This is a genomic window from Clostridioides sp. ES-S-0048-02, assembly GCF_020658495.1.
Lineage (GTDB): Bacteria > Bacillota > Clostridia > Peptostreptococcales > Peptostreptococcaceae > Clostridioides.
In genome coordinates this window covers 58050-76242 of sequence record NZ_JACVWH010000005.1, presented here as the reverse complement: position 1 = coordinate 76242, position 18193 = coordinate 58050, and the positions used below count along the sequence as shown (strand labels likewise).

The following is an 18193-nucleotide window of genomic DNA, read 5'->3' as shown; positions in this document are numbered from 1 at the left end:
ATGTTAGTAATGTGATGAAATTATACCCATATATTAATAAAATGAAACAAATAAATATCTAAAATAATAAGGTAATATTTGAAAAAATTATAAATTAGAAATAAATAAATCTCAGTACAAAAAAGAAAAAGCATACATCTTGATAACTTGAATATTTATTTAATAGGGGGAGGTGATATATTGTTTATCACAGTGATATTATTTTTAGTAGGTTTCCTATTAATTACTAAAGGCGCAGATATCTTTATAAATTGTACTGTAGAGATAGGTAGAAAAACGAATATTTCAGAAATTATACTTGGAGCAACTATTGTTAGTTTTGCAACAACATTGCCTGAATTTACAGTGTCATTACTTGCTTCTATTGATGGTCATACTACAATGAGTTTAGGAAATGCAATTGGTTCTATAATATGTAATACAGGGTTAGCATTAGGTTTAGTTGTTTTTCTAAGTCCATTTAATGTAGATAAAAAAATGTTTTTTTCTAAGTCTTTACTATTAATAGTATCTGTTATAGTTTTAATTTTATTGGGGTTAGATGGAGTTATAACAAGAGGAGATTCATTATTACTTATAATAATATTGATTTTTTATATGGTTAATAACTATAAGAGTGTTGTAGGAAAATCGAATACTAAAAATAGAGGTATTCAAAAAGATACTATTAAAGAAATACCTATAAAGAAGAGTAAACAGTACAGAGGTTTTTCTATAGCAGAAATTATAAAAATACTAATACTTTTTGCTACAGGCTTAATAATGATGATAATAGGTTCTCAAATTCTTATAGAGAGTGGTGTAAGAATAGCTAGTTTTCTTAATATACCTCAAGGTATAGTGAGTTTGACTATAATAGCACTTGGAACTTCTTTACCAGAGATAGTGTCTTCAATTACTGCCATAAGAAAAAATCATCATGAAATATCTGTAGGAAATATTCTAGGTGCAAATATATTGAACATAGTATCAGTAATAGCTGTATCAGCAATACCAAATGACATACCAATATTATCTCAAAATAGAAAACTTGATATACCATTCATGATATTATTATTGTTATTAGTAATAGTACCAACTCTTAAATCAAATAGACTTAGTAGACTACAAGGTGTATTAATGTTATTTACATATTTTATATATATATCAATTTTGTATTTTATGTATATTATTTAATCATACTGTTAAAAATATTAATTGCAGAATATCCTAAAAAAGTATATAATGGATAGGTTAAGATTAATTGATAACGGAGAGGAATAATATATGAATATAACAAAGTTTGAAGATTTACCAATAAGTGAGGGAATAAAAAAAGCTATAGCTGAAATGGGGTTTGAAGAGCCATCTCCTATACAAGCACAGTCTATACCTGCAATTTTGTCAGGTAAAGACGTTATAGGACAAGCACAAACTGGTACGGGGAAAACAGCAGCTTTTAGTATACCTATACTAGAAACAATAGACCCAAATAATAGAAGTTTACAAGCTGTAGTACTTTGCCCAACAAGAGAGCTTGCAATACAAGTATCTACAGAAATAAGAAAACTAGCTAAATACTCGCACGGAATAAAGACATTACCTATATATGGTGGTCAACCAATAGATAGACAAATAAAATCGCTAAAGAGTGGTGTGCAAGTTGTAATAGGTACACCTGGACGTACAATAGACCATATTAATCGTAAAACATTAAAGATGGATAATGTAAAAATGATTATACTAGATGAAGCAGATGAAATGCTAGATATGGGATTTAGAGAAGACATAGAAATGATTTTAAGTAAGATTCCTGAAGAAAGACAAACAACTTTCTTTTCAGCAACTATGCCAAGAGGAATTTTAGATTTAACTAAGAGATATCAAAAAGACCCAGAACATATAAAAGTTGTTAGAAAAGAACTTACAGTTTCAAATACAAAACAATATTATATAGAAACTAGATCATCAAATAAATTGGAAGTATTATGTAGATTAGTTGATGTGTATGACCCTAAATTATCTGTTGTTTTCTGTAATACTAAAAGAAAAGCAGATGAGTTAGTAGGAGATTTACAAGCAAGAGGATATTTTGCAGATGCATTACATGGTGACTTAAAACAAACACAAAGAGATATAGTAATGGATAAGTTTAGAAATGGTACAATAGATATACTTGTTGCTACTGATGTTGCGGCTAGAGGTATAGATGTTGATGATGTTGAATGTGTATTTAACTATGATTTACCACAAGATGAAGAGTATTATGTTCATAGAATTGGTAGAACTGGTCGTGCTGGTAGAGAAGGTATGTCATTTACTTTTGTATTTGGAAAAGAAATGAGAAAGATGAAAGATATAGAAAGATATACTAAATCTAAATTAATCAAGCATAATATACCAACAATAACTGATGTTGAAGAGAAAAAAGTAGGCTCTTTCTTTGCACAAGTTAAACAAACTATAGAAGAAGGTCATTTAACTAAACAATTACAATGGTTAGAAAGTTTCTGTAATGATGAAGATTATGCAATGGTTGATATTGCTGCTGCACTTGTTAAGTTATCTCTAGGGGAAGAAATGAAAGAAGAAATAATAGAAGAAAAACCTAGAAGAGAACGTGGAGATAGAAAAGGTGCTACTGGAGCTAAAGATGGTATGATTAGATTGTTTATCAATATTGGTAGAAATCAAAGAATACAAGCTAAAGATATCGTTGGTGCTATAGCTGGAGAAGTTGGAATACCAGGTAAAATGGTAGGAACTATAGATATATATGATAAGTATACTTTTGTTGAAATACCTAAAAAAGATGCAAAAACAGTAATTGAAAAAATGAAAGATATTAAGATAAAAGGTAACAAAATTAATATAGAAAAAGCCAATAAAAAGAAAAAATAATATATAGTATATAAAAATATAATCGAAAGATATATAAAATAGTATATTGAATATTTAAAAAGCCTAATGTGTTTTCAAAACAGATGATAAATAATCTGTAAGAGTCAACAACATAAGGCTTTTATTGTTTTATATAATAGTATTATTAAAGACATTTTAAATTTTGTTTGTGCTTTATTTACATAAGTATAAAAAATATATTAGAAAATAAATAATCAAATAAAAATTAATATATGATTTTCATTTGATAATGGAAGTAAGAGATTGATTTATCACTTTATGATAGGCACATGTATAGAGAAAAACACCACTTACTAGAATATTTCATCGCCACTCTTAAAGCCAAAGGCTGGATGAAAATCAAATTTAACTGCACCCACAGCAACCTTAGGTCCAACAGCCTTTTTAATTCTATAAATACCCTCATTGCCGAAACCAGCACATAGCTCAATAGCTGTATATCCTTTTTCCTCATTTTCTTGTAATTCTAATGATAGCATAGTACTTTCTCAATTTAATTTGCTTAAAAGTAATTTTATATGAATATCATATTTATAAGGTATTTTTAAATTTATTTTGATAAAATATACTTATGTCTTAAACAGAGTATTTTAAGTATATGAAATTTAATGAAAATATAGTGAATATGTAACTTTTATAAGGAGATAAAGATATTTTATGGATACAATAAAGAAATTAAGTCATGGATGTACACTAGATTGCCATGATTGTTGTAAATTTAATGTTTATACTAAAGGAAATAATGTGATAAAAATTGAAGGAGATAGAAATCATCCTTATACAAAAGGATTTATATGTAAAAAGGGGTTTGCTCATTTAGATAGATTAAATCATAAAGATAGGATAGAGACTCCAATGTTAAAGGTAGATGGTCTATGGAAAAAGATTTCTTTTGATGAAGCATTAGAGATAATGGCAGATAAACTCCTATTTTATAAAGAACATTATACATCAAAGTCTATTATGCACTATGACCAATATGGAAGTGGGTCTATATTAAAATATATAGGAGATGTATTTTTTAATTTTTATGGAGGAGTTAGTAGGCATAAGGGTGGCCCATGTTGGAGTGCAGGAATGCATGCCCAAAAGTATGACTTTGGAGTAGCTAAGGGACATGCTATAGAAGATATGCTAAACAGCAAGAGTATATTTATATGGGGAAAAAATCCAGCATATACTACCATTCATACTATGCAAATAATTAAAAAAGCCAAAGAAAAAGGGATAAAAATAGTAGTCATTGACCCTATATATACAAAGACTGCTCAAATGGCAGATAAGTACATACAAGTAAACCCTGGAACAGATGGAGCATTAGCTATAGCTATGGCAAAAATTATAATAGAAGATAACCTGCAGAACGAAGAATATATAAATTCGTATGTTGTTGGTTTTGAGGAATATAAAAAATATTTGGATTCATTAGATTTAAACTTTTTATGTAATGAATGTGGTGTTAAAGAAAAGGATATAAGTGCATTAGTTGATTTATATGCTAATAAATATTCAAGTATAAATGTAGGTTATGGTCTTCAAAAGTATAAAAATGGAGGAAATACAATAAGAGCGATAGATGCATTAGGAGCTATAACAGGTCAAATAGGATTTAGTGGTGGTGGAGTGAATTATGCTAATAAGGTTTATCCAAATGTGATAGATGCTGACCCTTATAATAGCCAATCATATGGCGAAGATAGGGAGTTTTATGTAAGTAATATTAGCAAGTTTATAGAAGAATCCTTAAAAGACAGTATATCAGATGAAGTTAATAATACATTAGAGAAACCAAATAATACATTGAACAAGTTTGATAAGATGTCAAGTAAATCACTAAAAGGAAATATTCCTATAAAGATGGCAGTAATAACTAAAAGTAATATGTTAAATCAATTGCCAGATTTAGTAGAGTTAGAAAGAGTTTTTTCAAAGATTGAATTTAAAGTATGCTTTGATATGTTTATGACTGACACAGCTACTTTATGTGACTTATTTATACCTTGTACAAATACGCTTGAAAGTGAAGATATAATTTATAGTTCAATGACCAATCCATATATAACATACAATGAAAGAGCAGTAACACCAAAGCATGAATTGATGGATGAGTATTATTTTTTTATGGAGTTAGCTAAAAAGATGAAACTAGAAGGTTATCCTTTTGTAACAAAAAAAGAATACTTAGAAAAAGTAATTGAGCCGCTTAAACGTTTTGAGAAAAGTCTAGATATAGAGAAACTTAAAAATAGTTATTTTACTATACATAATCCTATTGCTTGGGAAGATAAGAAGTTCGAAACTCCATCTGGAAAATATGAACTTTATTCAGAAAGGATAAGAGATTTAGGAATTAGTCCAATTCCAGTGTATATAAGTAATAAAACTAGAAACTTTGAAGATGAAAATAGGAAAAATATTTTTAGACTGCTAACTAATCACCATGCAGATACTTTGTTTAGTCAACACTTTATGGATAAGACATCTATAGCTCAAGCGTATATAAATCAAATTATGGCTAGAAAAATAGGTGTTAACAATAAGGATATTGTAACTTTAAAGTCAAAAAAAACAAAAATAGATGTACAGATAAATATAGATAGTGGAGTAAGTGATTATATAGTAAAAATGTATGTTGGATGGTGGAAGAAACATGGCAATCCTAATAGTTTAACAGATACTGGTATATCGGATATTGGTGGTCAAGTAACATATAATGAAACGATGGTAGAAATAATACGACAAAACTAGTTAAATTTCATTGAAGGAATAGAAATGCGATTATAGAATTGATTAAAAGTTACTATTTTTACAAAACTATTGAAGGAGGGATTTTGATGGTAAAATATTCCTTAGAACATAAGAATCTATACATAGAATTTATGTGCTCAGAACTAGACCACCATGTAGCTAATGAAATAAGGGAAGAAATAGATAACTTATTAAGTGTTAATCAAGTAAAAAATGTTGTATTTGATTTTGGAAATATTAATTTTATGGATTCTTCAGGTATAGGTGTCATCATAGGTAGATATAAAAAAATTTCTAATGAAGGGGGACGAGTTTCAGTAATTAATATAAGTTCACGAGTTAAGAAAATTTTTGATTTATCTGGGTTAAATAAAATTATTGGCATTTATGATACGTATGAAGAAGCTCTAAGTTCTTTGTAGGGAGGAGTATGTGATGAATAATATTATGGAAGTTAAATTTTCGGCACTATCAGAAAATGAAAGTTTAGCAAGAGTTATAGTAGCATCATTTGCAGCAAAATTAGACCCAACAGTAGATGAATTAGTTGATATAAAGACTGCTGTCTCTGAGGCTGTTACAAATGCTATAATACATGGATATGAAGAAGACAGTTCTAAGTTTGTTTTTTTGAAATGTGAGATAGAGGGAAATACTATAAAAATCGTAGTTGAAGATGAAGGGTATGGAATAGAAAATGTGGAGAAGGCAATGGAACCACTTTATACATCAAAACCAGAACTTGATAGATCAGGAATGGGATTCACAGTTATGAAAAGCTTTATGGACGATGTAGAGGTAAGTTCTAGAAAAGATAATGGCACTAGAATTGAAATGACTAAAAAAATAAATTTGCCTAAATAAAGTCCAAAAGTGAGGTTTTATTATGGAAGTAACTGTTGCCAGAGAAGAAAAAAAACCTCTTCTTAGTCATGAAGAGACTCTAGAACTTATTGATAAAGTTCAAAATGGAGATGAAGAGGCAAAAGAAATATTAATATCAAGTAATTTAGGTCTAGTTAGGAGCGTTGTATCTAGATTTTTAAATATAGGGTATGATAGAGAAGATTTATTTCAATTAGGTTCTATAGGTTTAATAAAATCAATATATAAATTTGACCCTAAATTTAATGTTAAATTCTCTACTTATGCAGTACCAATGATTCTAGGTGAAATAAAGAGATACTTAAGAGATGATGGTATGATAAAAGTATCAAGGTCATTGAAGCAAATAGCTGTAAAGGCCAAGATGGAAAGTGAAGCTTTAACTAAAAAGCTAGGCAGAGAACCAAGTATAGAAGAAATAGCTCAAGCATTAGATGTAGAAAAAGAAGATTTAGTAATGGCTATGGAAGCTAATTTTAATGTAGAGTATTTGCAAGGTGTTATTCATGAAGAAGAAGGTTCTCCAATATGCCTTATTGATAAGATAAGCATGAAAGGAGAAAGTGAGGAAGAAAAAGTTGTAGATAATATATTATTAAAGGATATACTTGGAAGACTGGATAAGAGAGAACGTCAAATAATAGTTCTCAGATATTTTGAAGATATGACTCAAAGTGAAATAGGAGAAATGCTCAATATATCACAGGTTCAAGTATCAAGAATAGAGAAAAAAGTATTATCTAAGTTAAAAGAATATATATCATGATAATACTTATGATATATTAAACTTTTTAGAATTTTTATATTAAGTTTTTAAGTTACTATTAAAAAATTATAAGTTCAAATAAAAAATATTAAAAAACAAGGTGTCTTTATGATAGAAAATAAATTATTTTCTTTATTAGGCATCTTTTTTATTTTTTGACAAAACTTTGAGTGTCTAAAATAAATAATAGGTTTATTTTTTTAAAATTAACAAATAATACTTTAGAGAGGTGTTTAGTATGGATAAAAATTATAAAAAATATGTAGACCAAATAAGCCCAAAACCTACATATTTAAAAAACTATACACTTGCATTTATTGTAGGTGGAATTATTTGTATGATAGGGCAAGCCATAAGTGATTTATACATGAAAGTTGGAGGTCTTGATAAATTAGGTGCTAGTTCCGCTACATCAATAACACTGATATTTATAGGGGCATTTCTAACTGGATTAGGAGTTTATGACCTAATCGGAAAAAGAGCAGGAGCTGGTTCTATAATACCAATAACAGGTTTTGCTAACTCAATAGTATCTCCTGCTATGGAGTATAAAAGAGAAGGATATGTATTAGGTGTAGGTGCAAACTTATTTAAAATTGCAGGGCCAGTTTTAGTTTATGGTATAGGTTCTTCTATTTTATGTGGAATTATTTATTATATTTTTAAGATGTTTTAGAGGATTTTTATTTAATTTAAATTTTATTAATTATGAAGAAGATATGAAATCTGAAAAATAGTTATGGAAGTAGTTAGTTAGGAAATAATCATGCAGATTTTAATTAATATTTTTAATTAATATTAAAAAATTAAATATTAAAATGCAAAATTAAAAAGGTGTGAAAATATGAAAAATAAAAGAATTGGAAAAAGAACAGTCAAGCTAGAGAATAAACCAACAATAATATCAGCTGGTACTATTGTTGGTTCTAAAGAAGGTGAAGGACCATTAAAAGATTATTTTGATATGATTATGACTGATGATTTATATGGTGAAAAAACTTGGGAATTGGCTGAAAGTAAAATGGTAGAGACTGCATCTCAGAAAGCCATACAGAAGGCAGGAAAAAAACTGTCAGATGTAAATTATATGCTAGGCGGGGATTTAATCAATCAAATAGTACCAGCATCTTTTGCTGCAAGAGAATTAGCAATTCCATTTTTGGGTATATATGGCGCTTGTTCTACAATGGCAGAAGGACTTTGCATAGGCTCTATGCTTGTAGATGGTGGTTTTGCAGATTTAGTGCTATCAGGAACATCAAGCCATTATTGTACAGCAGAAAGACAATTTAGATTTCCACTAGAATTAGGAAATCAAAAGCCAATGACAGCTCAATGGACAGTTACAGGAGCAGGAAGTGTTTTATTAGCTCCTAATGGAGAAGGTCCTAAAGTAAAATATGTTACAGTTGGAAAAGTAATAGATAAAGGTATTGATGATGGTAATAATATGGGACCAGCCATGGCTCCAGCAGCAATAGATACTATATATTCTTATTTTGAAGATACTAATGATGACCCAAATAGCTTTGACATAATTGCTACTGGCGATTTAGGTACACTTGGCAAACAAATAGCAGAAGACTTTTTGAAAGAGAAGGGTGTAGATATTTCAAAGTGTTATACTGATTGTGGTATAGAAATGTTTAACCTTAAAGAGCAAGATGTTCACTGTGGTGGGAGTGGATGTGGATGTTCAGCTACAGTATTTGCAGGATATATATATGAAAAATTAAGAAAAAAAGAATTTAACAAAGTAATGCTTGTATCAACAGGAGCACTATTATCACCAACAAGTACACTACAAAAGCAAACAATACCTTGTGTTGCACATGCAGTAGTAATAGTAAATGAGTAGGAAGTGATATATATGTTAATGGAATACGTAAGAGTATTTATTGTAGGTGGAATTATATGTTTAATAGCTCAAGTAATGATGGACTACTTTAAAATGCAAACTCCATATGTTATGGTGACATATGTAACAACTGGTGTAGTTTTAACTTTTCTAGGACTTTATGAACCATTAGTTAAGTTTGCAGCAGCAGGTGCAACAGTTCCTATAATAGGATTTGGATATTCACTTGCCAAAGGAGTAATAAAATCAATACAAAGTGATGGATTTTTAGGTATTTTCCTAGGTGGAACAACTGCTACAGCTGGTGGGATAGCCGCAGCTATATTTTTTGGATATATTATGTCGGTAGTATTTACACCAAAAGCAAAACCATAAAACCACTTAAATATATGATAATTTTTTGTATAAAGTAGGTAGATATCTTTTTAGATTCTACCTATTTTTTTATACTTACAAGCGTTTACATAATCAAGTTGACAATTATTTACAACATGGTGTAGTATTATATTAGCAAAAATAAAATGAAGTGAAGTAGGGGATAAAGATGGTAACTATTAAAGATATTGCAAGGAACCTAGGCATTAGCTATTCAACTGTTTCTAGGTGCTTAAACAATAATCCTAATGTATCTGAAAAAACAAAAAAGAAGGTAGTGGAAGAGGCTAACAGGCTAGGGTTTCATTTTAATGTAAATGCGAGAAATCTAGCAAAAAAAGAAACAAATAGAATAGGGGTAATCTTTTCAAATAATTTTAATCATCAAGACACTAGAAAATTTTTCAGTGATATAATGGACAGTTCTATAAATTCTATTGAGACTAATAAGTACGACTTTATAATACAGCCCAATAACAACATTAGTGGTGATAGTAATGTCTATAAAATGGTTAATGGACAAATGGTTGATGGATTAGTAATAGTGTCTCAATCAATAAAAAAAGAAGAGTATGAGTTTTTAAAAGACAATAATTTTCCACACGTATTCATATATTTTAAGCCATCTTTTGTAGGAGAGGTAGATAACTTCTTTTGGGACGATAACGTATATGGAGGCTATATAGCTACTAAACATTTAATCGACCATGGTCATAAAAATATAATAACAATAACTTCAGAAGATAAGAGTTCAAAAATGCATGAAGATAGAACAAAAGGGTATTTAAATGCTATGGAAGAAGCTAATTTAAAGACAGATGTAATTGAATCTAAAATGGATTTTGAATCTCAAGTTGAACTATTAAGAAATCATATTGATAAAATAAAAAAGGCTTCAGCTATATTTGTGCAACAAGATGTACCAGCTATTTCTATAATACAAGAATTAAAAACTACTTATGGTATAAATGTACCAGAAGACTTATCTGTAATAGGATATAATAATATTGAATTAATATCTTACTTTAGGTCACACTTATCGACAATAGATGACCCAAGAGAGCAAGTTATAAAAAATGGAGTAGATAGTTTAGTAAATACAATAAATAAAAAGAGCACAGAACATATCCCAAGAAAACTTTATCCAAGACTAATTATAAGAAACAGCGTTAATAGAATAAAAGACTAAAAGTAATCCAGTTGATTATAGAATTTAATATCAATAAAAACTTGAATAAATAAAAATACTGGAATGAAAGTTCATTCCAGTATAAAATCTAACTTTTGAGTCTCGGTACAACATTGAGATTTATTATTTTTTAAGTAGTTTCATTAAGATAGTTTTTTATAAAATCAATAAACATTCTTGTTGACTTGTTTAAAAATTTATTATCTGTCCAATATAGCTCAATAAATTGCTCACATCTTATATCATTAATAGGTAATAGTTTAATAGAAGATTCATAATCTATACACCATGATTTTTCAGGAATAAATCCAACTCCATGACCTTCTTTTATCAAATTATAAACGGTTGAAGGAGAATCACATTCAAAACCTACATTAGGTTCAAAGTCAGCATAGTTACAAAATCTATCTGTAATTTTTCTGAAATTTGTACCTTCATCTAAACATATAAAATTCTCATCTTGTACATCTTTAAAATACACACTATTAAGCTCTGATAGTGGATTGTTGTAAGGTACACCTATAAATATTTCTTCACTAGTTAATACTTCATAATTTGATGACTTAAATTCAAAGCAATATGAAGTAATACATATATCAAAATCGTAGTCAAATGTTGATTTTGGAATATGTTGCATTAATTTGAATGAAATATTTGGATGTAATTTTTTAAATTCACTAAGTACATCTAAAATTAACCCTGATGCAGTAAGTACGATTAATTTGATTTGGTCAAATTCACTACAAGCTAAATCTTTTATTTCTTTAGTTGATGTATCTAATAAATTAAGTATAGAATCAACTCTTTTAAGAAAAATATTTCCACAATAGTTTAATTTAATAGACTTTCCTTTCCTGTCAAATAATTTTACACCTAAATCCATTTCAAGTAGAGCTATACTTTTGCTAAGTGCTGACTGTGTTACATGTAATTGCTTAGCAGCATTAGTCATATTTTCAGTACAAGCTACAACTTGAAAATATTTTAATTGTAATAAATCCATGATGCTTAATCCTCCTTTTGCTTTATGACTAAAAGCATATAAAAATAATGAAACATTTATATTATACATTATCGATGAGAGAATATATAATTAAATCACTGATACTTATATTGTAAGAAAATTATAAAAATTGCAAGGAGGTATAAAAATGAAAGGAATTAAAAATGCTCTGATAGCAGCCTGTATAATTACAGTATTGGCTGAATTAATTGGGCCTATTTCATTTAAAGTTATGGGTATTAATATAACTTTACTTAGTATACTATGGGCTATCTTTATAGGTATGGCTGTTTCCCCTCATTTGTTAGGAAGGGTTATACCAGCTTTAAAAAAGTTTATAGGAGATAATGAAATAAATGTATCTCCATATCTTTTATCTTTAACTCTATATCCATTAGGAATAATGTTTGGAATTAATGCAGGTCCTAAAGTTGGTATATTACTTCAAGCAGGACCAGCACTTTTATTACAAGAGTTTGGTCATATGGGTACAATGTTGATAGCATTACCTGTTGGAGTAGCACTAGGTCTTGGAAGAAGTGCATTAGGAGGGACTTTTTCATTATGTCGTGACACAGCACTAGGAATTATTGGGGATAAGTATGGATTAAATTCACCAGAAGGTATAGGAACATTGGGAACTTATATAAGTGGTAGTATCTTTGGAACATTATTATTTTCATTTTTGGCACCATTGGGTGTTCTTATAGGCTTTCATCCATATGCTTTAGCAATGGCATCAGGAATGGGAAGTGGTTCTATGATGGGGGCTGCAACAGCATCATTGATGAATACTGTCCCAAATATGTCTGAACAGATTTTAGCTTATTCAGCTACCAGTGGATTGATTACAGCTGTTACTGGAATATACATAGAATTATTTTTATCATTACCAGTTGCTAATTATTATTATAGTAAAGTGGCTCCGATTATTGAGAAGTTTAGAAGTAGAAAAAAAACAAAAACAAGAGATGTCTTATAATGGAGGATGTATAGATGGAAAAGACTTTGAAGACTATTATGGAACAGATAAAAATAGTAATGTTCATATATATTATTATTTGCTTTGGACAGGCTATAGCACTTAAAACACAGGCTAAAGATTTGTTGATTGGAAGTGTATTTGGGTTTATATTAGTAATAATTGCTATTGTAATAAAGAATTTTGTTAAGAGACCAAATTTACCAGGTTTTGCATGGGCGACTTTAGTTGCGTTTGTATTATCACTTCCCATATCACCAGTTGGAGATTTTATAGCAAGTAATATAGGAAAAATCAATTTTATGTCTACAGTAACACCATTATTAGCTTTTGCAGGAATTTCTGTAGGTAACCAATTAGACATATTAAAGACTTTGAGTTGGAAGCTAGTAGTTATATCATTTATAGTTATGACATCTACTTATTTTGGTTCTGCTTTTATATCTCAAACAGTTCTAAAAATAAATGGAATGATTTAAGGAGGTAGTAAGTATGAAAGAATTAAAATTAAAAATCAAAGAAGATATAAAGCTGTTATCTGATGAGAAAAAAGCATCATTTGAAAAGGTATCCAAATCTTTATTTGAAAATCCAGAATTAGCATTTGAAGAATTTAAGTCACAAAAAGCATTATGTAATTTATTAGAAGAAAATGGATTTGATGTGACAAAGGGTGTAGGAGGATTAGAAACATCTTTTGAGGCAGTCTACTCAAATGGAACTGGTGGAAAGACAGTAGCTTTTCTAGCTGAATATGATGCACTTCCAGGTATGGGACATGCTTGTGGACATAATATAATAGGTACAAGTTCTGTTGGAGCGGGTATTATTTTAAAAGAAGTTATAAAAAAATATGATATAGAAGGAACTGTAAAAGTATTTGGAACACCTGCAGAAGAAAGAGTAGGTGGAAAAATAACTATGATTAGAGAAGGGGTATTTAAAGATGTAGATGCTGCATTAATTTTACATCCATGTGATGCTTCAATACCTGATGATATATCATTTGCTCAAGTTAACTTAAAATTTGATTTTAGTGGAAAAGCTTCTCATGCTGCTGCTTATCCTTGGGAAGGAAGAAGTGCATTAAGTGGAGTAATAGCATTATTCAATAGTGTAAATAGCATGAGATTACATCTTAAAGATTATGCAAGAGTACATGGAATTATAACTGATGGAGGTAGTATACATAACATAATTCCTGAAAAATCTATAGCTATATTTAATGTAAGAGCATTAAGTATAGAATACCTAAATGAAATTTGTGATATGCTTAAAGATTGTGCTAAGGGAGCTGCAATTTCTACAGGAACTAGTGTAGAAGTAATTCAATTAGATGAGATATATAAAGAGATAAAAAATGATTCAAGATTGGTAAATATAGTTAGAGAAAATTTTGAAGTATTGGGTGAAGATTATATTGAAAGAGATTTAACTCAAGGTATTGGTTCAACTGATACTGGAAATTTAACTCATGAAATACCTGCAATACAAGCATATATAAAATTAAAAGAAAACACTGCAACTCATACAGAAGAATTTGCTGTAGCTGCTGGTGGCGAAGAAGGGAAAATAGCACTTATAAAAGCAATTAAAGTACTAGCAATGTGTGGTGTAGATGTTTTGTACAGTAAATAATGTATTACTAAAAAAATACATGAAGAAAGGAGACTAAATATGATATTAAAACAAGTATTAGAGGTTTATGACATTTTAGACAAATCAACTGCAAGTGGAGAAGAAGTGAAGACATACTTACAAAGCTATGGTGGAGAAAATATAATAGTAAAAAAGCTATCATCAAGTAAAGGTTCTACAGACTTAGTTAAGCTTACAATTGCTGGTAAGAATGGTAAATTAAACGGAGGAAATGCCCCTACTCTAGGTATTTTAGGCAGACTTGGAGGTATTGGAGCAAGACCAGATGTAATAGGTTTTGTTTCAGATGGTGATGGAGCATTAGTAGCAATTTCAGTAGCAGCGAAACTTTTAGATATGCAACGAAAAGGAGATGTGCTAGAAGGAGATATTATAATTTCTACTCATATTTGTCCAGATGCTCCAACTAAAGAGCATTATCCTACACCTTTTATGGATTCACCAATAGATATGACAACTATGAATGAAAATGAAGTTGACAGTAGTTGTGATGCAATACTTTCAATCGATACTACTAAAGGTAATAGAATAATCAATACTAGAGGATTTGCAATATCGCCAACTGTCAAAGAGGGGTACATATTGAAAACTAGTGATAATCTTTTAGATATTATACAGACTGTAACTGGAAAATCTCCATTTGTATTTCCTTTATCTATTCAAGATATAACACCATATGGAAATGACCTGTATCACTTGAATAGTATTTTACAGCCAGCAGTTGCTACAAATTCTCCAGTAGTTGGAGTAGCAATTACTACAGAAATGCCTGTTGCTGGATGTGCTACAGGTGCAACTCATTTTAGTGATTTAGAGTCAGCTGGTAGATTTGCAATTGAAGTTGGCAAATTATTTGGTGTAAATAAGTGTGATTTTTATGATAAGGAAGAATGGGATATACTTATCAAAAGATATGGGAAATTAAACGCATTCCAAACTTTTGGTATACAATAAGCAAAAAATATAAAGTTTATATAGTTTGTAATATATAAATATTATAACAATCGCCACATTAATTATAATTACTAAAAAAGGAGTGTCTCATCGAGGATTTCTAAAAATCACTTTGAGGCAACTCCTTATATTTTTGTTTTAATTTTAATTATTTATTAATATTTAAATGTAATCTTTTATTAAACTATGGTGTTGTATTTCCACCACCATCAGGAGGGGTGACAGTACCACCACTGTTTCCACCATTGTCAGGAGGGTTAGTAGTACCACCACTGTTTCCACCATTGTCAGGAGGGTTAGTAGTACCGCCACTGTTTCCACCATTGTCAGGAGGAGTAGTAGTACCACCACTATTTCCACCGTTATCAGGAGGAGTAGAGCCACCACCATTATTACCTGAATTATTGTTGTTATTATTGTTTTCTTCTTCTTGTTGATTATTATCTGGTTTCTTTGTATCTTCAGGAGATGGCTGAGAACTTACTCTAGAAGGAGCAGTACCTTCAATAAATGCTGCTTTAGAGCCAGAAGATTGCTTTCCTCCATCTTCTAAATTAATTTTTGTAAAATATACATTTTTAGGAACTTCAAATTCAGTAACTGTTAAATTTGCATGTATTTTTGCCATGATTTTTTGCCAAAGTTTTGCTGTACTAGTACTTCCATGTGGAACATCTCTACGTTTTATAGTGTTACCAGCATCATCTTTTCTACCAGCATCATCTCCAATGTATGTTGCTCCTACATAATAAGGTGTATAACCAACAAACCAAGCATCATATGCGCTATTTGTAGTACCTGTTTTACCTGCAACAGGCATTCCTTTAGGAAGTGATGCAATACCACCTGTACCTTCAGTAATTACACTTTCTAACATATCTGTAACAACATAAGCTACTTCTGGGTCTACAACTTTATGCTCTTCAGGAGCGTTTTTAACTAATAATTGCCCATCAAAAGTAGTTATAGTAGTGTAAATAGATGGTTCTACATAAACTCCTTGATTTGCTAATGTACCATAAGCAGCAGCCATCTGAAGTGGAGTAATACCACTTGCCATACCACCAAGTGTTAATGCTGGGAACTGTCTATCAGTTGCTCCTGTTTGGCTATTTTTAACAGTTGTTATACCAAAGTTCTTTAAGTAGTCCATCATTATATCTATACATTCATCATAAGAATCTCCAAGCATCTCAGCAGTTTTAACTGCTATTGTATTTGAAGATTTAGCAAGAGCTTTACGTAAACTCATAGAGCCATGACCACTAGTGGTAGTTCTTGGATTCCATTTAGTGTTTTCTTCAAATTTATATCCTCCTCTAACATCATTTAGAGCAGTTGATTGTGTAATCTTTAAAGTATCAATAGCTGGTGTATAAATTGCTAGAGGTTTTATAGAAGAACCTGGCTGATGAGGGCTAGTAGCACGATTTAAAGTTTTTCTGCCACTTATGTTTCGGCCTCCAGCTAGTGCTCTTATTTCACCATTTTTGTAATCTAAAATTACCATTGCAGACTGTGGCTGGCTAACGCCATCAGATCCAACCATATGTCCTGGGAAATTGCTATTTTTATCAAATTCTTCTTCCAAAGCATCCTGCATTTTAGGGTCTATAGTTGTATTTACAATTAGACCACCATTGTAGAATAAGTTTTGAGCTTCATCATTTGTATGTCCTTGTTCCATTAGGGCATTTATAACTTCACTTTCAATAAGGTCTTCTACAGATGAAGAAACTTTATCTGCTGATTTAGGTAATTTTATTTCTATCTTAGCATTAATTGCTTCATCATATTCTTTTTGTTTTATATATCCTAGGTCTAGCATTTTCTTTAGAACAACTTCTTGTCTTTTCTTAGCCTCAGGATTACTTACAGCTTTTCTGACAACTAATGTACCTGCTTTTAGCTGTCTATAAGTATCATTAGATATAAGTTCCCAAGTTTTTAATTTCTCAATCATATCAAAGTCTACTTGAGTTGGGTCATCTAAATTATCATCAGTTGTATTAACAAAAAATAACAACTTATTCTCTAAGTCACTCTTAGTTTCATTTCCATCTAATTTAGAAGTTTTGTAAGCTGAGAACCTAGATGGATTTTTAGTTGAACCAGCAAGAAGTGCTGACTCAGCTATAGTAAGGTCAGCTGCAGACTTATCAAAATAACCACGTGCACCAGCCTCAGCTCCTGCTAGACCTCTACCAACGAAGAAGTTATTTAAATAAGTTTCTAGTATTTTGTCTTTACTTACTGTCTTACTCATCTCATATGCATAATAAATATCTTTTATTTTACGAGGTAGAGTTTGTTGCTCAGTAGTCAATAGCATCTTAGATACCTGCATAGGAATAGTACTACCACCTTGCTTAGTACCAGTAAGAGTTTTTAATACTGATCTAAATAAACCTTTAATGTCAACACCCTTGTGTTCATAAAAACGTTCATCTTCTATTGCAATTACTGCATGTTGAAGATGAGTTGAAATTTTATCTAATGGAACGGGTGTCTTTTTATTTACACTTGGAGCAGTAGATAATGTTTTTCCATTAGCGTATTTAATTGTAGTTGTCTGGTTTGTTTGCTTGTCTAAAACAGCTTCTGTAACTGGAGAGACATCTCTTAGTGATGCAAATACTAATCCAGCAGTACCTGCTGCACCAACAACTAATAAAACTAAAAATACTATACCAAATACTCTTAGTTTTTTAAATTTATCGCTTTTCTTAGATTTCTTCTTGCTTTTAGTTGAATGAGTTTTGTTAGCTGAATTTCTATTAACTGGTTTATTTGAGCTACTAGATGAACTAACCTTTTTTCTTCTTATTTTATTTCCATTTTTATCATTATCGTTATTCATAAGATTTTAACCT

17 protein-coding genes are annotated in these 18193 nt (G+C 30.0%); 14 read left to right on the top strand and 3 right to left on the bottom strand.

Annotated elements, in window-relative coordinates; genetic code table 11:
- Positions 1-180: 180 nt before the first annotated feature.
- The gene (locus tag IC173_RS08640; RefSeq protein ID WP_227482989.1) at positions 181-1176 is read left to right on the top strand and encodes a calcium/sodium antiporter; all 996 of its coding nucleotides are present in this window, start codon (positions 181-183) and stop codon (positions 1174-1176) included.
- 90 nt (positions 1177-1266) lie between these two features.
- Positions 1267-2880 carry a DEAD/DEAH box helicase gene (locus tag IC173_RS08635; RefSeq protein ID WP_227433407.1) on the top strand — a complete coding sequence of 538 codons (1614 nt, stop codon included), beginning with the start codon at positions 1267-1269 and terminating at the stop codon, positions 2878-2880.
- Positions 2881-3194: 314 nt separating this feature from the next.
- Here IC173_RS08635 and IC173_RS08630 read toward each other — a convergent pair whose 3' ends face one another.
- On the bottom strand, positions 3195-3380 hold the full coding sequence (locus IC173_RS08630; protein WP_413926627.1) for a DUF6506 family protein: 186 nt from the start codon (positions 3378-3380) through the stop codon (positions 3195-3197).
- A gap of 178 nt (positions 3381-3558) precedes the next feature.
- Here IC173_RS08630 and IC173_RS08625 point away from each other — a divergent pair, with 178 nt between their 5' ends.
- The 8 genes from IC173_RS08625 to IC173_RS08590 all read left to right on the top strand — a co-directional run bounded on the left by IC173_RS08625 (position 3559) and on the right by IC173_RS08590 (position 10722).
- A complete protein-coding gene (locus IC173_RS08625; RefSeq protein WP_227482988.1) occupies positions 3559-5649 on the top strand; it encodes a molybdopterin-dependent oxidoreductase in 2091 nt (696 codons plus the stop codon).
- A gap of 86 nt (positions 5650-5735) precedes the next feature.
- Positions 5736-6071 (top strand): anti-sigma F factor antagonist, encoded by a 336-nt coding sequence (gene spoIIAA, locus IC173_RS08620; RefSeq protein WP_227433405.1) that lies wholly within the window; start codon positions 5736-5738, stop codon positions 6069-6071.
- Positions 6072-6084: 13 nt separating this feature from the next.
- On the top strand, positions 6085-6513 hold the full coding sequence (gene spoIIAB, locus IC173_RS08615) for an anti-sigma F factor (protein WP_227433404.1): 429 nt from the start codon (positions 6085-6087) through the stop codon (positions 6511-6513).
- Between the two features lie 22 nt (positions 6514-6535).
- The gene (gene sigF / locus IC173_RS08610) at positions 6536-7300 is read left to right on the top strand and encodes an RNA polymerase sporulation sigma factor SigF (protein WP_227433403.1); all 765 of its coding nucleotides are present in this window, start codon (positions 6536-6538) and stop codon (positions 7298-7300) included.
- A 238-nt stretch (positions 7301-7538) separates the two neighbouring features.
- Entirely contained in the window at positions 7539-7976 is a 438-nt protein-coding gene (gene spoVAC / locus IC173_RS08605) for a stage V sporulation protein AC (protein WP_021425350.1), read from the top strand.
- Between the two features lie 168 nt (positions 7977-8144).
- Complete coding sequence (spoVAD, locus tag IC173_RS08600) at positions 8145-9158, top strand: stage V sporulation protein AD (protein WP_227433402.1); 1014 nt, start codon at positions 8145-8147, stop codon at positions 9156-9158.
- A gap of 12 nt (positions 9159-9170) precedes the next feature.
- Complete coding sequence (gene spoVAE / locus IC173_RS08595) at positions 9171-9533, top strand: stage V sporulation protein AE (RefSeq protein WP_227433401.1); 363 nt, start codon at positions 9171-9173, stop codon at positions 9531-9533.
- A 169-nt stretch (positions 9534-9702) separates the two neighbouring features.
- Positions 9703-10722, top strand: coding sequence for a LacI family DNA-binding transcriptional regulator (locus IC173_RS08590; RefSeq protein ID WP_227482987.1), 1020 nt, complete (start codon positions 9703-9705; stop codon positions 10720-10722).
- Positions 10723-10852: 130 nt separating this feature from the next.
- On the opposite strand, the gene IC173_RS08585 is transcribed toward IC173_RS08590, so the two are convergent.
- Positions 10853-11725, bottom strand: coding sequence for a LysR family transcriptional regulator (locus IC173_RS08585; protein ID WP_227855420.1), 873 nt, complete (start codon positions 11723-11725; stop codon positions 10853-10855).
- Positions 11726-11873: 148 nt separating this feature from the next.
- Here IC173_RS08585 and IC173_RS08580 point away from each other — a divergent pair, with 148 nt between their 5' ends.
- The 4 genes from IC173_RS08580 to IC173_RS08565 are packed head-to-tail and all read left to right on the top strand — an operon-like array spanning position 11874 to position 15320.
- Entirely contained in the window at positions 11874-12707 is an 834-nt protein-coding gene (locus IC173_RS08580) for a DUF3100 domain-containing protein (RefSeq protein ID WP_227433398.1), read from the top strand.
- Positions 12708-12721: 14 nt separating this feature from the next.
- Positions 12722-13186 carry a hypothetical protein gene (locus tag IC173_RS08575; protein ID WP_227433397.1) on the top strand — a complete coding sequence of 155 codons (465 nt, stop codon included), beginning with the start codon at positions 12722-12724 and terminating at the stop codon, positions 13184-13186.
- 13 nt (positions 13187-13199) lie between these two features.
- On the top strand, positions 13200-14345 hold the full coding sequence (locus tag IC173_RS08570; RefSeq protein ID WP_227433396.1) for a M20 family metallopeptidase: 1146 nt from the start codon (positions 13200-13202) through the stop codon (positions 14343-14345).
- Between the two features lie 39 nt (positions 14346-14384).
- Entirely contained in the window at positions 14385-15320 is a 936-nt protein-coding gene (locus IC173_RS08565; protein WP_227433395.1) for a DUF1177 domain-containing protein, read from the top strand.
- 184 nt (positions 15321-15504) lie between these two features.
- Here the strand turns inward: IC173_RS08565 and IC173_RS08560 are convergent, their stop codons facing one another.
- Entirely contained in the window at positions 15505-18180 is a 2676-nt protein-coding gene (locus tag IC173_RS08560; RefSeq protein WP_227855419.1) for a transglycosylase domain-containing protein, read from the bottom strand.
- Between the last annotated feature and the right edge of the window lie 13 nt (positions 18181-18193).

Coding starts and splice junctions, on each gene's coding strand:
- IC173_RS08635 (WP_227433407.1), top strand. CDS start 1,267: ATGAATATAACAAAGTTTGAAGATTTACCAATAAGTGAGGGAATAAAA.
- IC173_RS08630 (WP_413926627.1), bottom strand. CDS start 3,380: ATGCTATCATTAGAATTACAAGAAAATGAGGAAAAAGGATATACAGCT.
- IC173_RS08625 (WP_227482988.1), top strand. CDS start 3,559: ATGGATACAATAAAGAAATTAAGTCATGGATGTACACTAGATTGCCAT.
- spoIIAA (WP_227433405.1), top strand. CDS start 5,736: ATGGTAAAATATTCCTTAGAACATAAGAATCTATACATAGAATTTATG.
- spoIIAB (WP_227433404.1), top strand. CDS start 6,085: ATGAATAATATTATGGAAGTTAAATTTTCGGCACTATCAGAAAATGAA.
- sigF (WP_227433403.1), top strand. CDS start 6,536: ATGGAAGTAACTGTTGCCAGAGAAGAAAAAAAACCTCTTCTTAGTCAT.
- spoVAC (WP_021425350.1), top strand. CDS start 7,539: ATGGATAAAAATTATAAAAAATATGTAGACCAAATAAGCCCAAAACCT.
- spoVAD (WP_227433402.1), top strand. CDS start 8,145: ATGAAAAATAAAAGAATTGGAAAAAGAACAGTCAAGCTAGAGAATAAA.
- spoVAE (WP_227433401.1), top strand. CDS start 9,171: ATGTTAATGGAATACGTAAGAGTATTTATTGTAGGTGGAATTATATGT.
- IC173_RS08590 (WP_227482987.1), top strand. CDS start 9,703: ATGGTAACTATTAAAGATATTGCAAGGAACCTAGGCATTAGCTATTCA.
- IC173_RS08585 (WP_227855420.1), bottom strand. CDS start 11,725: ATGGATTTATTACAATTAAAATATTTTCAAGTTGTAGCTTGTACTGAA.
- IC173_RS08580 (WP_227433398.1), top strand. CDS start 11,874: ATGAAAGGAATTAAAAATGCTCTGATAGCAGCCTGTATAATTACAGTA.
- IC173_RS08575 (WP_227433397.1), top strand. CDS start 12,722: ATGGAAAAGACTTTGAAGACTATTATGGAACAGATAAAAATAGTAATG.
- IC173_RS08570 (WP_227433396.1), top strand. CDS start 13,200: ATGAAAGAATTAAAATTAAAAATCAAAGAAGATATAAAGCTGTTATCT.
- IC173_RS08565 (WP_227433395.1), top strand. CDS start 14,385: ATGATATTAAAACAAGTATTAGAGGTTTATGACATTTTAGACAAATCA.
- IC173_RS08560 (WP_227855419.1), bottom strand. CDS start 18,180: ATGAATAACGATAATGATAAAAATGGAAATAAAATAAGAAGAAAAAAG.